Here is a 17,393-nt window from a genome sequence, read left to right as displayed (position 1 = left end):
GTAAGTACGCGCAGCTAACACCCCTGCAACTTCAAGGCCGAAGGGTATTTAGCCGCGGCCATTCTTGATTGACTGAATAATATTGGTGGTAGAAACACCATCTTCAAAATTCAGCACTTTAACTTCACCACCTGCGGCCCAAACTTCTGCGCTACCGGCGATTTCATCAGGTTTATAATCGCCGCCTTTCACCAGCAGATCCGGCAAAATATCAGCAATCAAGCGCTGTGGAGTGTCTTCTTCAAATGGCACCACCCAATCTACCGCTTCCAATGCACCCAAGACAATCATGCGCTGATCCAGCGGATTTACTGGGCGTTTTTCGCCTTTTAATCGTTTGGTCGATGCATCACTGTTAACTGCGACAATCAGGCGATCACCCAACTTGCGGGCATTGGCCAAGTAGGAAACATGACCGGCATGCAGAATGTCAAAGATACCGTTGGTCATCACCACTTTTTCACCGCGCTGACGGGCCTGCATCACCGCTTTTTTCAGCTGCTGCTCATCCATCACGCCGAAACCGGTCTCAGCACGGCCACGGATAGCATTTTCCAGCTCAATTGGCGACACCGTTGAGGTACCCAATTTACCGACCACAACGCCAGCTGCGGCATTCGCCAAGAAGCATGATTCTTCGAGAGTATTTCCCGCCGCCAATGCCGCCGCCAGCACACCAATCACCGTGTCGCCAGCCCCGGTCACATCAAAGACTTCCTGTGCCTGAGTGGGCAAATGTAATGGCGGTTTGCCCGGCTGAAGCAGGGTCATCCCCTGTTCAGAGCGAGTTACTAGCAAGGCTGAAAGTTCAAAGTCAGCTACCAACTGCATACCCCGGCTAACCAACTCTTCTTCATTTTTACAGTGACCCACCACTGCCTCAAACTCAGATAGATTCGGTGTCAGCAAGGTTGCGCCGCGGTAACGCTCAAAATCGCTACCTTTAGGATCGATAAGAACTGGAACTTTTGCTTTGCGGGCCAACTGGATCATTGTCTGCACGCTGTTGAGCGCGCCTTTGGCATAGTCGGACAGTACCAACGCGCCAATTTGCGGCAGCGCTTGTTGAATGCGCTCAAAGATAGGTTGCGGATCGACACCATCAAAACCTTCTTCAAAATCCAGACGGATCAGCTGTTGGTTGCGGGACAGTACCCGTAATTTGGTAATGGTCGGGTGCGTCGGTACCGAAACAAAATCACAGCGCACCTGAACTTCATTCAGTTTGCTGGTCAGTGCTCGTGCGGCATCATCAATACCGGTTAAACCGACTAAGCGAGAAATAGCGCCAAGGGAGGCGATGTTCATCGCCACGTTCGCAGCACCACCAGGGCGTTCTTCGATGGTATCCACTTTCACGACCGGCACCGGTGCTTCTGGTGAAATTCGGCTGGTTGGGCCATACCAATAACGGTCTAACATGACATCACCAACGACTAATACACCGGCGCGGCGAAAATCAGGCAGCGTGACTTTCATACGTTAGCCCCCCAAAGTGAGCTGTTATTAACCCCGAAAACACACATCCCTTCGCTCCAATTTTGTATTTGTTATACCCAATAGATTTTAAGTTGCAGCCAACGCTCTGCGACTCGAAAGATGACCGGTATAGATGGTGCTGGATAATATCACAGACACCTTATATCCCATTAATAACTGGAATTTATACGCTCGTTGGCGCAGCAACCAGCCATTTACGCCAACTGGCGGCCACTTGTTCTCTTTCTGTGATAAAGCTATCAACCGGGACTTTGCTTGACTGCTCCTGCAATGCCAGATGATGAATTTCATCACGCATGGTGACATAAGCGCGCGTCAATGCCGCAGCCTCCTCGGGCTCCATAATGTCGTAATTGGCCATTAGCTCAAAAATTCGCACATTATCAGACCAACGGGTCAGACGTGGTTCAGTAGCGGCATAGCGCAGTACCAGATATTGCGCGATGAACTCAATATCGGTGATCCCACCTTCATCTGCTTTGATATCAAAGATATCGCGCTGTTTACTGCCCAAATGGGTGCGCATTTTCTCGCGCATTTCGCGCACTTCCTGCTGTAATTGTGCCGCTTCACGAGGGCGGCAAAGGATTTGCTGGCGGATAGCATCAAATTGTTGGTGCAGCGCCGGGTCGCCATAAACAATGCGGGCACGAACCAGTGCCTGATGCTCCCAAGTCCAAGCTTCATTCTGCTGGTAATCAGCGAAAGCCTCGACGGTGCTGACCAACATGCCCGCTTCACCGGATGGCCGTAACCGTGCATCGACCTCATACAAAATGCCCGATGAGGTGCGGGTACTGAATAAATGCATCACGCGCTGCGCCAGCCGCAAATAGAACTGGCAGCCATCAATACTGCGCTCACCGTCAGTCATCACATCTAGCGGGCAATCGAGCAGAAATACTAAATCCAGATCTGAGCTATAGCCCAGTTCCCAACCGCCCAGCTTGCCATAACCAATCACGGCAAAACCGCGGCCTTCGCGCTGCTGTAAATGGCTTGGTTGACCATAGCGAGCCACCATCTGCCCCCAAGCTTGCTGGATAACGGCATCAATAATGGCTTCAGCCAGATAGGTTAAGTGATCGCTCACTTTCATTACCGGCAGTGCCTCGGTGATATCACCGGCAGCAATACGCAATTGTTGGGCCTGCTTAAACTGGCGCAAAGCCTCCAGTTGCTGCTCTTCGTCATCTTCTGGCACCCGCAGCAAATATTGGCGCAATTCATCGCGGTAAGCACCGGGTTCCAATGGCTGATAAAACGACTGCGGGTCAAGTAACTCATCTAATAACAACGGGTAACGCGCCAATTGGCTGGCAACCATCGGAGAGGCCGAACACAGGCGAATAACATGTTTTAGTGCCGCATGGTACTCCACCAGCAATTCCAGATAAGTGGTGCGAGTAACAATACTTAGCAGCAATTGAATCAAGCGACTCAGCGCAACATTGGCATCTGGACGCGGACAAACTTCAGCAAACAGCCTTGGCATCAGTTGGTCCAATACCTCACGACCGCGCGGGCCAATGGTGCGTTTATCAACGTCGTGGCGGAAATCATTCACAGTGGCCAGTAACTGACGACGAGCGGCTTCGTCTAAGTGCGGCGTCAGTGGCGCTAAATCCTCTTCTTCCAGCGCATCCTGCCACAAGCTTTTATACAAGCCATGGCAAGGATCTTCGCCGATATCAGGGGTATCGTCGCCAATCAAGTCATCAAAAACTACCCGTACGGCCTGCATATGCTGTTCTAAAGCACTATTCATCGCCGCCCAATCGGCATACCCCATGCCCCAAGCCAATCTGGCCTGATTCAGTGCATCGCTGGGTAAGGTCTGGGTTTGCTCATCACCAATGGCTTGCAGTAGATTCTCTAAACGGCGCAAAAACAGGTAGCTGCCACTGAGAGAGCTCACCTGTGCTTCGGGCAGCAAACCTAGTTCTGCCACGGCCTGCAAGGTCGGCAACAAAGCTCGCTGTTGTAACCGAGGTTCACGACCCCCACGAATAAGCTGAAAAACTTGCGTGATAAATTCTATTTCACGAATCCCGCCCGCACCCAGCTTAATATTATCTTTCAAGCCGCGACGCCGAACTTCACGAGCAATCATCCCTTTCATATTACGCAGCGATTGGATCACACTGAAATCAATGTAACGACGGAAGACAAAAGGCCGCAAAGTCTGGCGCAACTCTTTGCTGTAGTGGTCTTCAGCCCCGCCCATTAGGCGAGCCTTAACCATGGCATAACGTTCCCAGTCGCGCCCCTGCTCTTGGTAATAATCCTCCAGCGCCGCAAAACTCAAAACCAATGGGCCACTATCACCAAATGGACGTAACCGCATATCCACCCGGTACACAAAACCGTCTATCGTTTGCTGGTCCAGTGCCTTAATAAGCCGCTGCCCTAAGCGCGTGAAAAACTGGGCATTATCGAATTGGCGACGTCCGCCTTGGGTCTGGCCGTTCTCCGGATAAACAAAAATCAGATCAATATCTGACGAGAAATTAAGCTCGCCACCACCTAATTTCCCCATGCCCAGAATCAACAGCGGCTGCGGCTCGCCTTGGCTATTACTCGGGGTGCCAAACTCCCGACAACAAGCCTGATATAGCCAATCACGCGCGGCAATAATCAAGCTTTCAGCCAGCCAACTTAGCTGCTGCAAAGTGTCCGTCGTGCTGCTGGTTTGCAGCGCCTGTGACCAAGCGATACGCACCATAATCCGGCGACGAAACAGCCGTAAAGCCGCTAATAGCGCGGCTTCGTCTGACACGTCAGCCAGTGCCTGGCTTAGCCATTGGGGATAAAATTGCCACTCATCGGGTTGCGGCGGTTGCTGATGCAACTCGTCCAGCCATTCAGGGTGAATCAGTAACATGTCACTGACAAAATCACTCAGCGCTAATACCGCAATATCTTCTTCACGTAAGCTCGGTGGAGCCGGTAACTCACCAAAGCGCTGTTGTACATTCTGCGCCTGATGCTGTAATTCCGAAGAGAGTGGCAACATATCAAATTCCCTTAACGAGCAGAGCCATTACGCCAAAAAGCGGGCTGAGATAAGGCTTCCTTGCGGGCGGTATCACGCCAGTGGCCCTGACGTTCCATAATGGCCAACTGCAAACCAAACCAGCCATCAATGTATGGATGCCATTCATTCTGTGGATAGAAGCCAGAAAGCAATTGGAAAGACATAATCTGCCGGTTTAAGCGCGGAAGCTGTGCCAGATAGCCATCGTCATCCAGATTGTGAGCAAAGGCCTCTTTCAAGTCAGCGGCACTGCGGCTCAGCATAATGTCGCAGAAACGCTTAAATGAACCGTCAAACTTGGCCTGCGCTTTGGCATCCATAAATGGCCGCCAGCCAGAGGTAACCAGCCACGATGTGAGCGCTAACTTACATTTCAGGTAATCGACGCTGTAGCAGAGTAACTCGGCATTGACATTTTTCGGCTCTAACTGTGGCTCCAACGCAATCAACAAAGCCCGTAATTCGGTGCTGGCTTTGCGTGGCACCAACCCACCGAAGATAGCCAATGACTGGCGTATCAGCGCTAATGCTTCAATAATCATAGCCTTGGCTGCAGGCTCGCCGCGCAACCATAACTCTTCGTGGTATTGCCAGTGATCCAGCGCCATTTCCAGCCCGGCGACCATTCCCTGCTCAACAGTCGATTTTGGCGCTGGCTGCAAGACTAATAATGGGCGCAATTCTCGTGGTGGATTGCCTTGCGCTAAATGATAACCACGAGCTGCTTTGCTCAAATTACCCTGACGTAAACCGCCGATTTGTGCCAATTCAGCCGCCAGTGCCAGCAAATCTGCCTGATTGCCTTGTTTCAGCTCCAGCTCAATTTCACTCAGTGGCTCCGACAGTTCGACAGTTTTATCTGCACTGTTAGACGAAATAGTTCCTTGGTCGAGAGCAAGCTCTATCTCACTCTCACCGTAAGTAATTACCCACTTCTCACGCGTGAAATCCGTGCGGAACAGAGGATGTAATTCAGCTTGTAGTGCTTCAATATCCCAACCTTCAGGCCAGATATCGGCAGGGAAACGCGCCAAATCTAATTTGTCGCTATCAATATCGACATTATATTCAGGCCGCTGATGCAAACCGCCGACCACTTTACCGCCGGTCTTCACCGTCATTTCATAACGGCCATCATAACCACGAATGCGTAAGCCAATATCATTCTGGCGCAGCCGGTTATCCGCCGTTTCAAAGTAGATATTGGTCAAGGTTTGCGGAGCTGAATGCTGGCTCTGCCAAGAGGTGATTCGCTCCGGCAAAGCGGCAATGGCCGCAGGAGTAGCAATAAATTTTAATTCTATTTCAACGGTCATAATTTCATTCACACCGGTATGTTGCGAGATTACGGGCATTATGCCTCTTTCGCAGTGATTTGCCTGTTTTACACAGATAAACCCGCGCGGCAGCCCCAAGTCAAACCCTATTTTAACCTGTTTTGGCAGGTCTACCCTAAGGCTTCATAAGACAAATTTTCACCGCAGTAAAAATGAGCAATAAAATGGCTAAAGCCGCGCTGGCTATGAGAGTAAGATAGTTCTCATTCCGGTTTATGCGTTGCGTCGGCAAACTGAACACACTACTATCGTCACATATATTCACTCATAAATGACTCTCTAATGCAGAAATTACGCCTAATTTGCCTCGCCGTGCTAAGTCTCACTCTTTCTCTGAGCGCTTATGCAGAAGAAAAACGCTACATCTCTGATGAGCTGGATACCTACGTTCATAGCGGCCCCGGTAACCAATACCGTATTGTCGGCACGCTAAAAGGTGGGGATGAAGTTACCCTGATAAGCGTTAATGACGAGACAAATTATGGTCAAATCCGCGACAGTAAGGGTAAAACAACGTGGATCCCGCTGGATCAACTGAGTGAAACACCCAGTTTGCGTGTTCGGGTGCCAGACCTTGAACAGCAGGTCAAAACACTGACCGACAAGCTGGCTAATATCGATAATAGCTGGAATCAGCGCACCGCAGAAATGCAGCAAAAAGTGGCAGCCAGCGACAGCGTTATCTCCGAATTACAAAAAGAGAATGAGTCCCTGAAAAATCAGTTAGTGGTGGCTCAGAAGAAAGTCAGCGCAGTGAATCTGCAATTGGATGACAAGCAGCGCACCATTATTTTGCAATGGTTTATGTACGGCGGGGGTGTTGCAGGTATTGGCTTGCTGTTGGGCCTGATACTGCCGCATCTGATCCCAAGTCGTAAAAAGAATAATCGCTGGATGAACTGATACCCACGTTACGCAAAGAATTTATATCGGCTGCCCATTGGGCAGCCTTTTGCTCAGTCTGTTCTCATCCCCAACTATACTGAACTGATTGCTGGTAATTTTGGCGGCCAGTTATAGAATCGTCGTCATCTCCGCTTTATCTCCAGCGCTATAACACCAAGAACGAAGGGTATAACCCAAAGTCATTGATGTTATAGATAGGCAGCAAACGAATGAATCCCGATGAGCTTACATGAGTAAGTGATTCGGGTGAACGAGAGCAGCTAACAACGCTATAACATCAAGAACGAAGGGTTAGTTAATATGGAAATCTACCTGGTCGGCGGCGCCGTCCGCGACAGCTTATTAAACCTGCCAGTTACCGAACAGGATTGGGTCGTTGTGGGGGCTACTCCAGAACAATTGCTGGCACAAGGCTACCAACAAGTTGGTAAAGATTTCCCGGTATTTCTTCATCCTGTTAGCCATGAAGAATATGCGCTGGCTCGTACCGAACGTAAATCAGGCCAAGGTTATACGGGCTTTACTTGCTACGCCGCACCCGATGTAACGCTGGAAGAGGATTTACTGCGCCGTGATTTAACCATCAATGCGATTGCCCGCAGCAGTAATGGCGAGCTATTCGATCCTTACCATGGCCAACAAGACCTAGCAAACCGAGTGTTACGCCACGTCTCTGACGCTTTTGGTGAAGATCCACTCCGTGTGCTGCGTGTCGCGCGTTTCGCCGCTCGTTTTACTCACCTCGGTTTTACTATCGCCCCAGAGACTCAATCATTGATGGCAGCAATGGCCGAAAGCGGTGAGCTTTCTGCTTTAACGCCAGAACGGGTCTGGAAAGAAACCGAGAAAGCGCTGAAAACACAAAGCCCGCAGATCTATTTTCAGGTGCTACGTGATTGTGGCGCATTGGCGGTGCTATTCCCAGAGATTGAGCGCTTGTTTGGTGTTCCGGCCCCGGAAAAATGGCATCCGGAAATTGATACTGGCATTCACACACTGATGACACTGGCCATTGCTGCTCAGCTCAGCCCTGAAGTTGACGTGCGCTTTGCCGCCCTTTGCCATGATTTGGGTAAAGGCCTGACACCAAAAGAGTTTTGGCCTCATCACCACGGCCACGGCCCGGCGGGAGTCAAATTAGTCGAGCAATTATGCCAGCGCTTACGAGTGCCGAATCCAGTGCGAGATTTAGCAAAATTGGTGGCGGAATATCATGACCTTATCCATACGGTGAATAAGCTCCGCCCTGAAACTCTACTTAAGCTATTTGATTCTATTGATGTGTGGCGCAAACCAGAGCGCCTTGAGCAGATGATTATGACCAGCGAAGCAGATGCCCGAGGCCGCACCGGTTTTGAAGAAAATCCTTATCCACAAGGCGATTATTTGCGAGCAGCATTCCATATTGCAAACAGTGTCTCGGTGCAGGAAGTCGTGGCCAGTGGGCTACAAGGCTTGGCAATCCGCGACGAACTAAAGCGCCGCCGTCAATTGGCGCTGGCCCAATGGAAACTCACTCAAGAAGTGATTCCGCAATAAATCACTATCATACTGACACAAAAAAGCCCTGATTATTCAGGGCTTTTTTATAGCACTCGATGACTAAACCACTACATAAAGACCCAATACACCGCCGCCGCAACAACAAAACGATAAATGGCGAAAGGCACAAAAGAGATGCGCTTAATCAGTGACAAGAAGGTTTTGATAGCAATCAGTGCAACGATAAATGCGGTGATAAACCCAACAGCAAACATCGGCACGTCGCCCAACGTCAGGAAATGCAGGCTTTTGTATAAATCTAATGCGCTGGCCCCAAGCATCATTGGAACTGCCAGAATAAAGGAGAATTCAGAGGCGGCGTAGCGGTTCACCCCGACCAACATCCCACCAGAAATGGTGGCTCCCGAGCGAGAGAAACCCGGCCACAATGCCAGGCATTGGAAGCAACCAATAGCAAAGGCTTGGCGGTAAGTAATATCATCCAGCCCAATAGCTTTAGGATTTTTAGGTTTAAACCACTCTGCGGCCAACAATAGCAAGCCGCCAGCCACTAATGCATACATGACACTGTGCGGGTTAAATAACGACTTGATGACATCGTGGAACACTAATCCCAAGCCAACTGCCGGGATCATCGCCAGTAAAATATGGCCCAATGTCAGGTGACCGCTGGTTTTCCCCTCGTGAGGGACTTTACCAAAATGGATGCCAATCAGGCCGAATAAGCGCCGCCAGAACACCACCACCACAGCCAAAATCGACCCTAACTGAATGATAACTTCAAAGGTTTTTGCTTTATCGCCAGTAAAGCCTAATAGCTCACCAACAATAATCATATGCCCAGTAGATGACACTGGCAGAAACTCGGTAAGCCCTTCCACCACACCCAAAACAAAAGCCACAAACAGCGAATACATATCCGTCATCTACGATACCCATGCCAAGTAATAGAGATCACAAAAAAACGGCAGTGCTGAAAACTGTATCGATAGTGGTTAAAACAATATCGATAGTTAACAAAACAATGCCGTTTAAATTCAATATTAATTAATTTATCACGTCATACGATGCAATCAGACCACATTATCGGTTCAGGGTTGCACTTTTATGTCACTACAGCGAAAAATTATGCCATCAATATCACAATGAATCAGTTAGGCCGCAAACCGCGCTCAATCACTACGCCAACATTCCTCGCCTGGGCGACAGCTCCCGGCTTGCTGACTTTAATCCGCACCCAAGGTGAGTTAAAGCGCTGTAATAATAGCTCGGCAATCTCTTCAGCTACCCGTTCTACCAAAGCAAAACGCTGCGACTCGACGTGTTTTATGACGGCATCACTGATATCAGCATAGCTCAGGCAATCCTTTACATCATCACTGACGGCTGCCTTACGGTTATCCCAGCCCATTTCGATATCGAACACCAGCTTTTGCTGAATGGTCTGTTCCCAGTCATAAACACCGATGGTGGTTATGACACTAAGTTCCTCAATAAATACGATGTCCATCACGTCATTCTCTGTTTTTGCGCCTGCCGGATACCACTTCCAGCCGAATATGCGTATTATCCACTGATGTTGCGATTAAAACGATCATTATTCAACAGGGCGGTGTTATGAGTGCTATCGCGCTTGGCATGATTATCTTCGCGTATTTGTGTGGCTCTATTTCCAGTGCAATCCTGGTATGTCGGGTTGCCAAGCTGCCAGATCCGCGTGTGCATGGCTCCGGTAATCCCGGTGCCACCAACGTACTGCGCATCGGTGGCCGTGCCGCAGCGGCAACAGTACTGATTTTCGATGTGTTGAAAGGTATGTTGCCGGTTTGGATAGCTTATCTGTTGCACGTCTCGCCACTCTATCTTGGTCTGACCGCCATTGCAGCCTGCCTTGGCCACATTTACCCGGTATTTTTCCACTTTAAAGGCGGTAAGGGTGTCGCCACTGCGTTCGGTGCCATCGCCCCTATTGGCTGGGATCTCACCGGCTTGATGACCGGTACTTGGCTGCTGACCGTGTTACTGAGTGGTTATTCATCTTTAGGGGCTATTATCAGTGCCCTGATAGCGCCCTTCTATGTCTGGTGGTTCAAACCTCAATTTACCTTCCCGGTCGCCATGCTTTCCTGCCTGATTTTGATGCGTCACCACGATAATATCCAACGTTTATGGCGCGGCAAAGAAAGTAAAATCTGGGATAAACTCAGAAAGAAAAAACAGAAAACCCCAGCCGAAGAAGCCGCAGAGTTGGAAGAAAAAGAAGATTAATTTTATTGGATGGGCCTCGCAGCCCCGCCAAACTCAGAATGACTAAGCGGGAGCGAGGCAAGGCGCAAGACATTGAGGGCGCGGAGCATACATCAGTATGTGAGCATCCCGAAATGACGCGGCAACACAGCCGCAGCCCCGCTTAGCCTTTCTGATTAGACTTTCGGTAACTCACTCAAAGGCCAGCGCGGCCTTACCGACACCGCCAACTCGCTATTCACACCACTTTTCAGCCGAATCAAACCCGCATAGGCGATCATCGCCCCATTATCGGTGCAAAATTCTGGTCGGGCATAAAATACTTCGCCGCCGCGTTTTTGCATCATTTCTGCTAGTTTTGAGCGCAGGGTGCGGTTAGCACTCACACCGCCAGCAATAACCAAGCGCTTAAAGCCGGTTTGATCCAATGCTCGTTTGGATTTGATTGCCAAGGTATCAACCACTGCATCTTCAAAGGCGCGGGCAATATCGGCACGTGTTTGGTCATCATCGCCATTGGCGCGAATAGTATTCGCTGCAAAAGTTTTCAGACCAGAAAAACTAAAATCCAGCCCTGGGCGATCAGTCATTGGACGAGGGAAAGTAAATCTCCCCGCGGTACCCTGCTGCGCCATACGCGACAACATGGGCCCACCAGGATAATCCAGCCCTAACAATTTAGCTGTTTTATCAAAGGCTTCCCCAGCGGCATCATCAACAGACTCACCGAGCAATAGATATTCACCAATACCCGTCACACTGATTAACTGTGTGTGACCACCAGAGACCAGCAGTGCAACAAACGGGAACTCGGGTACGTTATCTTCCAGCATTGGAGCCAACAAGTGGCCTTCCATATGATGAACCGGCACTGCGGGAACACCCCAGGCAAAGGCGAGTGCGCGGCCGACAGTGGCTCCAACCAACAATGCACCGACTAACCCCGGGCCTGCGGTATACGCCACACCATCAATGTCTTTGGCGCTCAGATTAGCTTCTTTCAATGCAGCCTGAATCAATGGCACAGTTTTGCGCACATGATCACGGGAAGCCAGTTCAGGCACTACGCCACCATAATCAGCATGCAATTTAACCTGACTGTACAGTTGGTTAGCTAATAGACCGGTTTCATCGTCATACACTGCAATTCCGGTTTCATCGCAGGATGTTTCTATACCCAAAACTCGCATTACATTTCCCATCATTCACGTGCGGCCGATAGTTTAGCATAACCCAGCTGCTCGTCATGATTTCTGATCCGAAATTGAACGCAAAAGCGCCATTTTGGCGCATCAATAACGTGAATGTTGTTGATAATTGTCGCATTTGAAAAGAATGTTGATAAATTCGCTCAATGGCCCTGTTTAGTATATAATCAGCGGCCGTCGCACTCTCGGCACCAACTTTCTTGTAAAGAACGGGGGCGACATCACAGGGGCGTGCCTGTTTCAATTTGCTGTGGTGCTTTACAAAGCAGCATCCATTGAAGTAAAATTCCGCACCATTTTGAGAAGGCTGGCGATTGGCCAGCAGCAAACCGATTTCTATTGAGGTGAGAGGCACATGCCGGTAATTAAAGTACGTGAAAACGAGCCGTTCGACGTAGCTCTTCGTCGTTTCAAACGTTCCTGCGAAAAAGCAGGTGTTTTAGCTGAAGTTCGTCGTCGTGAATTCTATGAAAAACCGACTACCGAACGTAAACGTGCTAAAGCTTCTGCTGTAAAACGTCACGCGAAGAAATTGGCTCGCGAAAACGCACGCCGCACTCGTCTGTATTAATTCTTCGGGGGTAACCCCACCGCGTAGTTTTTTATGTTCTAAGAACGCGCAGATCGAGTAGTTGCATACGAAGGCCGTGCTTTCCGAAAGGAATGCGCGGCTTGTTCTCGTTTATGGACTGACCGAATAGGGGCTTATGGCTGGACGAATTCCACGGGTATTTATCAATGACTTGCTGGCTCGTACCGACATCGTCGATCTGATCGATGCTCGGGTAAAGCTAAAGAAGCAAGGCAAAAATTATCACGCGTGCTGTCCGTTCCATCATGAGAAAACTCCCTCATTCACCGTTAATGGCGAAAAGCAGTTTTATCACTGTTTCGGCTGTGGTGCTCATGGTAATGCTGTTGATTTCTTGATGAATTACGATCGACTTGAATTTGTCGAGAGTATCGAGGAATTAGCCACTATGCACGGGCTGGAAGTGCCTTACGAGGCAGGAACCGGCACCACACAGATTGAGCGTCATCAACGACAAAGTCTTTATCAACTGATGGAAAGCCTGAGTGCATTCTATCAACAGTCACTCAAAGGCCAGACAGCCAATCAGGCGCGCGAATATCTTAAACGTCGCGGTTTGAGTGAAGAAATCATCCAACATTTTGCTATCGGTTTTGCCCCTCCTGGTTGGGACAATGCCTTAAAACGTTTTGGTCGTGATGGTGAGAGCCGCACTGCGCTGAACGATGCTGGGATGTTGGTGACTAATGATACAGGGCGAACTTACGATCGTTTTCGTGAGCGCGTCATGTTCCCTATCCGCGATAAACGCGGGCGGGTTATCGCCTTTGGTGGGCGAATTCTGGGTGACGGAGTGCCGAAATACCTCAACTCCCCAGAAACAGAAATTTTTCATAAGGGCCGCCAGTTATACGGCTTGTATGAAGCGCAAGTGAACCACCCTAACCCAACCCGGCTACTCGTGGTTGAAGGTTATATGGATGTGGTGGCACTGGCGCAATTTGGTATCGATTATGCTGTTGCCTCACTGGGTACAGCCACGACCGCGGAGCATATTCAATTATTATTCCGCGCGACTGATAACGTAATTTGTTGTTATGACGGAGATCGGGCCGGTAGAGATGCAGCCTGGCGTGCGTTAGAGACGGCACTGCCCTATCTAAATGATGGACGTCAGCTACGCTTTATGTTTTTGCCCGATGGCGAAGACCCGGACACTCTGGTACGTAAAGAAGGGAAAGATGCATTCGAACGGCGGATGGAGGAGGCGCAGCCACTCTCAACTTTCTTGTTCGAAACATTGATGCCGCAGGTTGATTTGAGCAGTCCAGACGGGCGCGCCAAATTAAGCACGCTGGCACTCCCTTTGATAAGCCAAGTACCAGGTGAAACTTTGCGTCTTTACCTACGCCAACAGCTAGGTAACAAGTTAGGTTTGCTCGATGACAGCCAGCTTGACAAGCTGATGCCGAAACAGGCTGAAAACATAAATAGCTACCAGCCGCCCCAGCTAAAACGCACAACCATGCGTATACTTATAGGGCTACTGGTACAAAACCCACAACTGGCTACACTTATCCCCTCATTGCAGGGTGTTGAGCAAGCCAAGTTAGCCGGTTTACCGTTATTTATTGAGTTGGTTGAGACTTGCTTAGCCCAACCGGGGCTGACAACCGGTCAGTTATTGGAACTGTATCGTGATAATAAATTCAGCCAACAGCTTGAAACTCTCGCAACATGGAACCACATGATTGTTGAGGACATGGTCGAACAGACTTTTGTCGACACGCTAACCAGCCTGTATGACTCCATATTGGAGCAACGTCAGGAAACACTAATAGCGCGTGATCGTACACATGGATTAAACGCCGAAGAACGTAAAGAGCTTTGGTCTTTGAATCTGGCTTTAGCCAGAAAAAAATGAAATACCTAACGGCTTAAGTGCCGATAAATGTGGGGGCGAATCCCCACAATATGCCGTCATAGCGGGCAGCGGCGACAAAAAAAACAGCCCCAAATGCTATTGTTGGCGGTTTCGCCGACCGACACCAACCCAAATACTCTGAAGTGTGGATACCGTCTTATGGAGCAAAACCCGCAGTCACAGCTGAAGCTACTTGTCACCCGTGGTAAGGAGCAAGGCTATCTGACCTATGCTGAGGTCAATGACCATCTGCCGGAAGATATCGTCGATTCCGATCAGATCGAAGACATCATCCAGATGATTAATGACATGGGCATACAGGTGCTGGAAGAAGCGCCTGATGCCGATGATTTAATGCTGGCCGAGAACACCACTGATACCGACGATGACGCGGCTGAAGCTGCTGCACAGGTGTTGTCCAGTGTTGAATCCGAAATCGGGCGTACAACCGACCCGGTGCGTATGTATATGCGCGAAATGGGTACCGTTGAGCTATTGACGCGTGAAGGCGAGATTGATATTGCCAAACGTATCGAAGACGGTATCAATCAGGTGCAGTGTTCTGTTGCTGAATACCCTGAAGCAATTACTTATCTGCTGGAACAATATGATCGCGTCGAAGCGGGTGAATCCCGTTTATCTGACCTGATCACCGGCTTTGTTGATCCAAATGCCGAAGAAGATATTGCACCGACAGCAACTCACGTTGGTTCTGAATTATCCACCGAAGAGATGGATGATGACGACGACGAAGATGAAGAAGACGAAGAAGAAGAAGACGACAACAGCATCGATCCAGAGCTGGCACGTCAGAAATTCAGCGAATTGCGTGAGCAGTATGAAAACGCACGCATGGAAATCAAGAAAAACGGCCGCAGCCATGCTAATGCTGCTGCTGAGATTCTGAAGCTTTCTGAAGTGTTCAAGCAGTTCCGCCTGGTACCGAAGCAGTTCGACTATCTGGTCAATAACATGCGTGCCATGATGGACCGCGTTCGTACTCAAGAACGTATCATCATGAAGCTGTGTGTTGAACAGTGCAAAATGCCGAAGAAAAACTTCGTGACTCTGTTTGCTAGCAATGAAACCAGCGATACCTGGTTTGCGGCTGCAATTGCCATGGGTAAACCATGGTCTGAAAAACTGAAAGATGTGTCGGATGATGTTCAACGTAGCTTGCAGAAACTGCGTCAGATCGAAGAAGAAACCGGTCTGACAATTGAGCAAGTGAAAGACATCAACCGCCGTATGTCTATCGGTGAAGCGAAAGCGCGTCGTGCCAAGAAAGAAATGGTTGAGGCTAACCTGCGTCTGGTTATCTCTATTGCGAAAAAATACACCAACCGTGGTCTGCAATTCCTTGATTTAATTCAGGAAGGCAACATCGGTTTGATGAAAGCAGTAGATAAATTCGAATACCGTCGCGGTTATAAGTTCTCAACTTATGCCACTTGGTGGATTCGTCAGGCAATCACCCGCTCTATCGCGGATCAGGCACGCACCATCCGTATTCCGGTGCATATGATTGAGACTATTAACAAACTCAACCGTATTTCACGCCAGATGCTGCAAGAGATGGGCCGTGAGCCAACGCCAGAAGAGCTGGCTGAACGTATGCTGATGCCGGAAGACAAGATTCGTAAAGTGCTGAAGATTGCGAAAGAGCCAATCTCAATGGAAACCCCAATTGGTGATGACGAAGATTCACATCTGGGCGATTTCATTGAAGATACCACTCTGGAGCTGCCGCTGGACTCTGCAACCTCTGAGAGCCTGCGTTCTGCCACTCACGACGTGTTAGCTGGCCTGACAGCGCGTGAAGCGAAAGTTCTGCGTATGCGCTTCGGTATCGATATGAACACTGACCACACATTGGAAGAAGTGGGCAAACAGTTCGACGTAACCCGTGAACGTATCCGTCAGATCGAAGCGAAGGCATTGCGTAAACTGCGCCATCCGAGCCGTTCTGAAGTGCTACGCAGCTTCCTTGACGATTAATCGTCAGTTGCAGTGACAAGCACACAAAAAACCCCGGCATGCCGGGGTTTTTCTTTTTAGCCAAGTAGCCAATATTTAGCTGATATCTGCGCCACCAACCTGCTATGCCCGTAAAAAACCTTAATTTTGTGCATAAAACACCCATCTGATTCTTCAGCTCTAGACCGCAGGATAAAAACTACCGTATAATCAGCGCCCAAGTCTGGCCCCTTAGCTCAGTTGGTTAGAGCACGCGACTCATAATCGCTTGGTCACTGGTTCAAGTCCAGTAGGGGCCACCAAATTTTAGCTGTTAAATCAGTATATTAAGCCAACTTTCGAGTTGGCTTTTTTATTGACTGAAATGGCGATGGCGATAAAATGGCGATGGATATTATGGTGATCGATTCTTAGGGCGAAAAAAAACCTGCTTTCGCAGGCTTATTCTATATCCACAACACACCTTGATTCGTTCGACTTGGATGTGGTGGAGCTGGTTTTGTTTCCCCCGGCGACACAATGATTCTGTCTACCGTTTCGTGCGTGGCAAAAGTACAACTGCAATTTATATTCTGGCACTGGTGATAACGTTCTTTCGTTTTTTCACTCAGGTAACGGCTAGACCGAGCATGTGCAGCGGTCTTACAAAGCGGGCAATGCATCATACTCGTATCCCCTCCTCTCTCTGCTTATGCAAATATGATAGCACTACAAACACACAAAAATTAGCTTTAAGTGAATTAATTTATTAAAGATTCACTAATTGAGCAAATCACTCAGCATCATACGTCACATCTGACAACAACACTTCGAGGGACAGTTGCGTGGTGTAGCCGCTACTACTCAGGCTGTGCGATACCTTACTGATTATCCAGCTTTGTTGGTCTATCACTGATTTAAAGCCGCTGACAGCAATCGGCGTTTCAGGAAACAAATCGGCGCGCCCCATAGCGAGGGTGATACTGAATTCAGCAACACCCCGCTGTAACTTCTCCCATTTAGATTGAGCAGCACGCATAGCCGCTTTTTGCGTGGCGTAAACCGTCGTGATAGCAAAAACGTTATCCTCTGACCCCACCAGATAATCCCCTTGCTTTTCCTCCACCGGTTTTTTTACTGTCGCCGCTTTGGTGCGGGTTGGTTTGGCTTTCGGGTGTTCCAGTGCGCGGAGCTGTTTAAACTTCGGCTTACGTTGCAGCTTAACCTTTTTCGGCTTGGCCGG

13 protein-coding genes, 1 tRNA gene and 1 pseudogene are annotated in these 17,393 nt (G+C 49.3%); 7 read left to right on the top strand and 8 right to left on the bottom strand.

Annotation, left to right across the window (positions count from 1 at the left end):
* Positions 1–48: 48 nt before the first annotated feature.
* The 3 genes from hldE to FTA96_RS17240 form a co-directional block, all read right to left on the bottom strand.
* Positions 49–1,479, bottom strand: a complete 1,431-nt coding sequence (gene hldE, locus FTA96_RS17250; RefSeq protein WP_050108641.1) for a bifunctional D-glycero-beta-D-manno-heptose-7-phosphate kinase/D-glycero-beta-D-manno-heptose 1-phosphate adenylyltransferase HldE — start codon at positions 1,477–1,479, stop codon at positions 49–51.
* Between the two features lie 184 nt (positions 1,480–1,663).
* On the bottom strand, positions 1,664–4,516 hold the full coding sequence (gene glnE / locus FTA96_RS17245; RefSeq protein ID WP_145574403.1) for a bifunctional [glutamate--ammonia ligase]-adenylyl-L-tyrosine phosphorylase/[glutamate--ammonia-ligase] adenylyltransferase: 2,853 nt from the start codon (positions 4,514–4,516) through the stop codon (positions 1,664–1,666).
* An 11-nt stretch (positions 4,517–4,527) separates the two neighbouring features.
* Positions 4,528–5,853 (bottom strand): CYTH domain-containing protein, encoded by a 1,326-nt coding sequence (locus tag FTA96_RS17240; RefSeq protein ID WP_050108741.1) that lies wholly within the window; start codon positions 5,851–5,853, stop codon positions 4,528–4,530.
* A gap of 303 nt (positions 5,854–6,156) precedes the next feature.
* Here FTA96_RS17240 and FTA96_RS17235 point away from each other — a divergent pair, with 303 nt between their 5' ends.
* Together FTA96_RS17235 and FTA96_RS17230 are read left to right on the top strand one after the other, a co-directional pair.
* On the top strand, positions 6,157–6,777 hold the full coding sequence (locus tag FTA96_RS17235) for a TIGR04211 family SH3 domain-containing protein (RefSeq protein WP_050108646.1): 621 nt from the start codon (positions 6,157–6,159) through the stop codon (positions 6,775–6,777).
* Positions 6,778–7,080: 303 nt separating this feature from the next.
* Positions 7,081–8,319 (top strand): multifunctional CCA addition/repair protein, encoded by a 1,239-nt coding sequence (locus FTA96_RS17230; RefSeq protein ID WP_145574401.1) that lies wholly within the window; start codon positions 7,081–7,083, stop codon positions 8,317–8,319.
* A gap of 71 nt (positions 8,320–8,390) precedes the next feature.
* On the opposite strand, the gene bacA is transcribed toward FTA96_RS17230, so the two are convergent.
* Positions 8,391–9,209: an undecaprenyl-diphosphate phosphatase gene (gene bacA / locus FTA96_RS17225; RefSeq protein ID WP_050108649.1), complete on the bottom strand. Its 819-nt coding sequence runs from the start codon at positions 9,207–9,209 to the stop codon at positions 8,391–8,393.
* A gap of 224 nt (positions 9,210–9,433) precedes the next feature.
* Positions 9,434–9,793 carry a bifunctional dihydroneopterin aldolase/7,8-dihydroneopterin epimerase gene (folB, locus tag FTA96_RS17220; protein ID WP_050123350.1) on the bottom strand — a complete coding sequence of 120 codons (360 nt, stop codon included), beginning with the start codon at positions 9,791–9,793 and terminating at the stop codon, positions 9,434–9,436.
* Positions 9,794–9,900: 107 nt separating this feature from the next.
* Between folB and plsY the strand changes: the two genes are divergently transcribed.
* Positions 9,901–10,551 (top strand): glycerol-3-phosphate 1-O-acyltransferase PlsY, encoded by a 651-nt coding sequence (gene plsY, locus FTA96_RS17215; protein ID WP_050108652.1) that lies wholly within the window; start codon positions 9,901–9,903, stop codon positions 10,549–10,551.
* A 155-nt stretch (positions 10,552–10,706) separates the two neighbouring features.
* Here the strand turns inward: plsY and tsaD are convergent, their stop codons facing one another.
* The gene (tsaD, locus tag FTA96_RS17210; RefSeq protein ID WP_050108653.1) at positions 10,707–11,720 is read right to left on the bottom strand and encodes a tRNA (adenosine(37)-N6)-threonylcarbamoyltransferase complex transferase subunit TsaD; all 1,014 of its coding nucleotides are present in this window, start codon (positions 11,718–11,720) and stop codon (positions 10,707–10,709) included.
* Positions 11,721–12,093: 373 nt separating this feature from the next.
* On the opposite strand from tsaD, the gene rpsU reads away from it, so the two are divergent.
* From rpsU to FTA96_RS17190, 4 genes are all read left to right on the top strand, one after another.
* Positions 12,094–12,309, top strand: a complete 216-nt coding sequence (gene rpsU, locus FTA96_RS17205; protein ID WP_001144069.1) for a 30S ribosomal protein S21 — start codon at positions 12,094–12,096, stop codon at positions 12,307–12,309.
* A gap of 136 nt (positions 12,310–12,445) precedes the next feature.
* The gene (gene dnaG, locus FTA96_RS17200) at positions 12,446–14,194 is read left to right on the top strand and encodes a DNA primase (RefSeq protein ID WP_050108655.1); all 1,749 of its coding nucleotides are present in this window, start codon (positions 12,446–12,448) and stop codon (positions 14,192–14,194) included.
* A 159-nt stretch (positions 14,195–14,353) separates the two neighbouring features.
* A complete protein-coding gene (rpoD, locus tag FTA96_RS17195) occupies positions 14,354–16,192 on the top strand; it encodes an RNA polymerase sigma factor RpoD (protein WP_050108657.1) in 1,839 nt (612 codons plus the stop codon).
* A gap of 204 nt (positions 16,193–16,396) precedes the next feature.
* Positions 16,397–16,473: transfer RNA gene (locus FTA96_RS17190), tRNA-Ile, on the top strand.
* A gap of 144 nt (positions 16,474–16,617) precedes the next feature.
* Here the strand turns inward: FTA96_RS17190 and FTA96_RS17185 are convergent.
* Positions 16,618–16,836: a DNA-binding transcriptional regulator gene (locus FTA96_RS17185; protein WP_072076720.1), complete on the bottom strand. Its 219-nt coding sequence runs from the start codon at positions 16,834–16,836 to the stop codon at positions 16,618–16,620.
* A gap of 107 nt (positions 16,837–16,943) precedes the next feature.
* A pseudogene (locus tag FTA96_RS17180) lies at positions 16,944–17,393 on the bottom strand (contractile injection system protein, VgrG/Pvc8 family); the annotation flags it as partial.

Origin of the sequence: Yersinia alsatica (assembly GCF_902170305.1) — a bacterium.
GTDB lineage: Bacteria > Pseudomonadota > Gammaproteobacteria > Enterobacterales > Enterobacteriaceae > Yersinia > Yersinia alsatica.
This window is presented reverse-complemented; position numbering and strand designations above follow the sequence as displayed.